Below are 2509 nucleotides of genomic sequence, written 5' to 3'. Positions count from 1 at the left end.
CCTACACCGTTTGGTTCCTCTCTCCTTCGCAACCGATGACCGCCTTTTTGCAACGCGAAGAAACGCGCCGCCTGCTGGACGGCAAACCGGTCATCACGCTTATCGGCTGCCGCAATATGTGGCTGGGTGCGCAGGAAAAAATGAAATCTTTGCTGAAACAAAACGGTGCCAAACTCATCGGCAACATCGTAAAAATCGATGCCTGCAACAGCGCGGCTAGTTTCATTACCACGCCCGCATGGATGCTGACCGGCGACAAGCGCTATTTCCGCTCCCTGCCCTCCGCCGGCATTGCTGAAGAAGAATTGGCGGATGCGGCGCGGTTTGGTACGAAATTGCGCGATACACTATTGAACCAACAACCTTTGGACGAAACCCTGTTTCAAAACATGGGCGCAGTGACAGTCAATGAAAAACTGATTTTCAGCGAACGCGCCGCCGGTCGCAGCTTCTTCGTCTGGGGCAAGCTTTTGATGGCGGCAGGCCGTATTTCTCCGCTCTTGCGCCGTGCGCTGCTGTGCTTTTACATCATCTTTTTATTGGCGATGATTTTGGTAGTTTTGCCCGTCAGCGTAATTTTAAAAAAACTGCTGCATCCGCTGCTCAAAGGCCGTCTGAAAAAACTGGCGGATTATTACGGCCAACCTTCCGGCGGATGAATCGGATTGCGGGCGGCAACCTGTAAGGAGACTGTATATGGACGATTTTGAACGCATTTACCGCGACTGGCACGAATATGCCAAAAACCGCGACACCGACGCGCTGATTGCGCTGTATGCCGACGACGCCGTATTTGAAAGCCCGCTGGTGCCCGCAATTATGAATACCGACAGCGGCATCCTGTGCGGCAAGGCCGAAATCCTGCGTTTTTTACAGGAAGGTACGCGCCGCCGTCCCAACGATTTGGTGCGCTGGTATCGGGACGGCCGCTATTTCGTTGCGGGCGATACGCTGGTGTGGGAATACCCGCGCCAGACGCCCGACGGCGATCAGGTGGATATTTTGGAAGTGATGCGACTGGAAGGCGGCAAAATCAAGCACCACCGCATTTATTGGGGCTGGTTCGGCACGCAGATGCTGACAGCTTCGGCACTCGCCAAAGCGGTTAAGGCTTGACGCCGGAAGCCGCACCGACGTTGGCAGAGGCCGTCTGAAAACGACCAAAATGTTTTGCAGCAACGGCCGACGACAGTCTTGCTTTTCAGACGGCCTCAAATACAGAAAGCACTCCATGCCCGAAGTTATCCACTACCCCGAACGCCGTCGCTTTCAAATCGATATTGACGGTTTGGAAGCAGGCTACATCAGCTATACCGAACACAACGGCGGCTGGGACATAAACCATACCGAGGTCTCGCCCAACTTCCGTCATCGCGGCATTGCCAAACTGCTGGTGAGCGCGCTGATGGAATACGCCGAAACACACCACATCCCGTTGACTGCAAGCTGCGACTACGCGGCACGGTTTATCGGTTGATTATTTTGACAACCACATCATGACATCGAATAACACACTCAAAGACGTTTATCTCAACCGCGTTTCTGCCTTCTTGCCCAATGCCCCCGTCGGCAATGACGAAATGGAAGCCGTCCTCGGCATGGCAGGCGATGTACCATCACGCGTGCGCCGTATGATTTTGCGTTCCAACGGCATTTTGTCGCGCCATTACGCCATCGACCCCGAAAGCCGCCGCACGACGCATACCAATGCCGAGTTGGCTGCCGAAGCGGTCAATGGCTTATTTGCCCAAGGCGTTCCTGCAGAAGCCATCGGCAGCCTGGCCTGCGCCACTTCCTATCCCGACCAAACCATGCCCGGACACGGCGTGATGGTGCATGGTTTGCTGGATATGCCGCCTTGCGAAGTGTTCAGCATGGCAGGCGTATGCGCGGCAGGTATGGCGGCGATGAAACACGCCTACAACGCTGTGCGCACCGGCGAACACGCACATGCGGTTTCCGTTGCTTCCGAAAACGCCTCGGCGGTCATGCGCGGCGAAGTGTTCCAAAGCGAAACCGACCATAAAAAACTGGAAAACGCGTCCCCCAAAATCGGGTTTGAAAAAGACTTTTTGCGCTGGATGCTGTCTGACGGCGCAGGCGCGGTGTATCTGTCCGACCGCCCCAATTCAGACGGCCTCAGCCTGAAAATCCATTGGATAGACCTGCTTTCCTACGCCAATGAAATGCCGCCCTGCATGTATGCCGGCGCAGAATTCCGCGACGGCGTATTTGAAGGCTGGAAACACGCCGATGCCGATTACGGCCGCCGCCACAGCCTGATGGCGGTCAAACAAGACGTCAAACTGCTGAACGAAAATATCGTCCGCTATACAGTGGAAAAACCCCTCTCCCAAATCGCCGCCAAACACGGCATCCGCGCCGAAGAAATCGATTGGTTCCTGCCACACTACTCTTCCGGCTTTTTCCGCGACCGCCTTTCAGACGGCCTGAAAAATATCGGCTTCGACATTCCGCAGGAAAAATGGTTTACCAATCTGCACAGCAA

The 2509-nt window shown here is 55.1% G+C and carries 4 protein-coding genes; all 4 read left to right on the top strand.

Annotation, left to right across the window (positions count from 1 at the left end; all coding sequences use genetic code 11):
- A partial coding sequence (locus ACTHUT_RS17875) for a dialkylrecorsinol condensing enzyme (RefSeq protein ID WP_440419267.1) occupies nucleotides 1–659 on the top strand: 659 nt, incomplete at its 5' end.
- A 37-nt stretch (nucleotides 660–696) separates the two neighbouring features.
- Complete coding sequence (locus ACTHUT_RS17870) at nucleotides 697–1116, top strand: nuclear transport factor 2 family protein (protein ID WP_049351226.1); 420 nt, start codon at nucleotides 697–699, stop codon at nucleotides 1114–1116.
- A gap of 115 nt (nucleotides 1117–1231) precedes the next feature.
- The gene (locus ACTHUT_RS17865) at nucleotides 1232–1477 is read left to right on the top strand and encodes a GNAT family N-acetyltransferase (RefSeq protein WP_049329758.1); all 246 of its coding nucleotides are present in this window, start codon (nucleotides 1232–1234) and stop codon (nucleotides 1475–1477) included.
- A 19-nt stretch (nucleotides 1478–1496) separates the two neighbouring features.
- Nucleotides 1497–2509: beta-ketoacyl-ACP synthase III (locus tag ACTHUT_RS17860; RefSeq protein ID WP_440419264.1), on the top strand; the 1013-nt coding region annotated here is incomplete at its 3' end.

Source organism: Neisseria sp. P0022.S010 (assembly GCF_051956635.1).
The sequence above is the reverse complement of the archived record's forward strand: the minus strand, read 5'-3'. Positions and strand labels throughout refer to the sequence as shown.

What these genes read in the sequence shown, in the direction of transcription:
- ACTHUT_RS17870 (WP_049351226.1), top strand. Translation starts at nt 697, where the DNA reads ATGGACGATTTTGAACGCATTTACCGCGACTGGCACGAATATGCCAAA.
- ACTHUT_RS17865 (WP_049329758.1), top strand. Translation starts at nt 1,232, where the DNA reads ATGCCCGAAGTTATCCACTACCCCGAACGCCGTCGCTTTCAAATCGAT.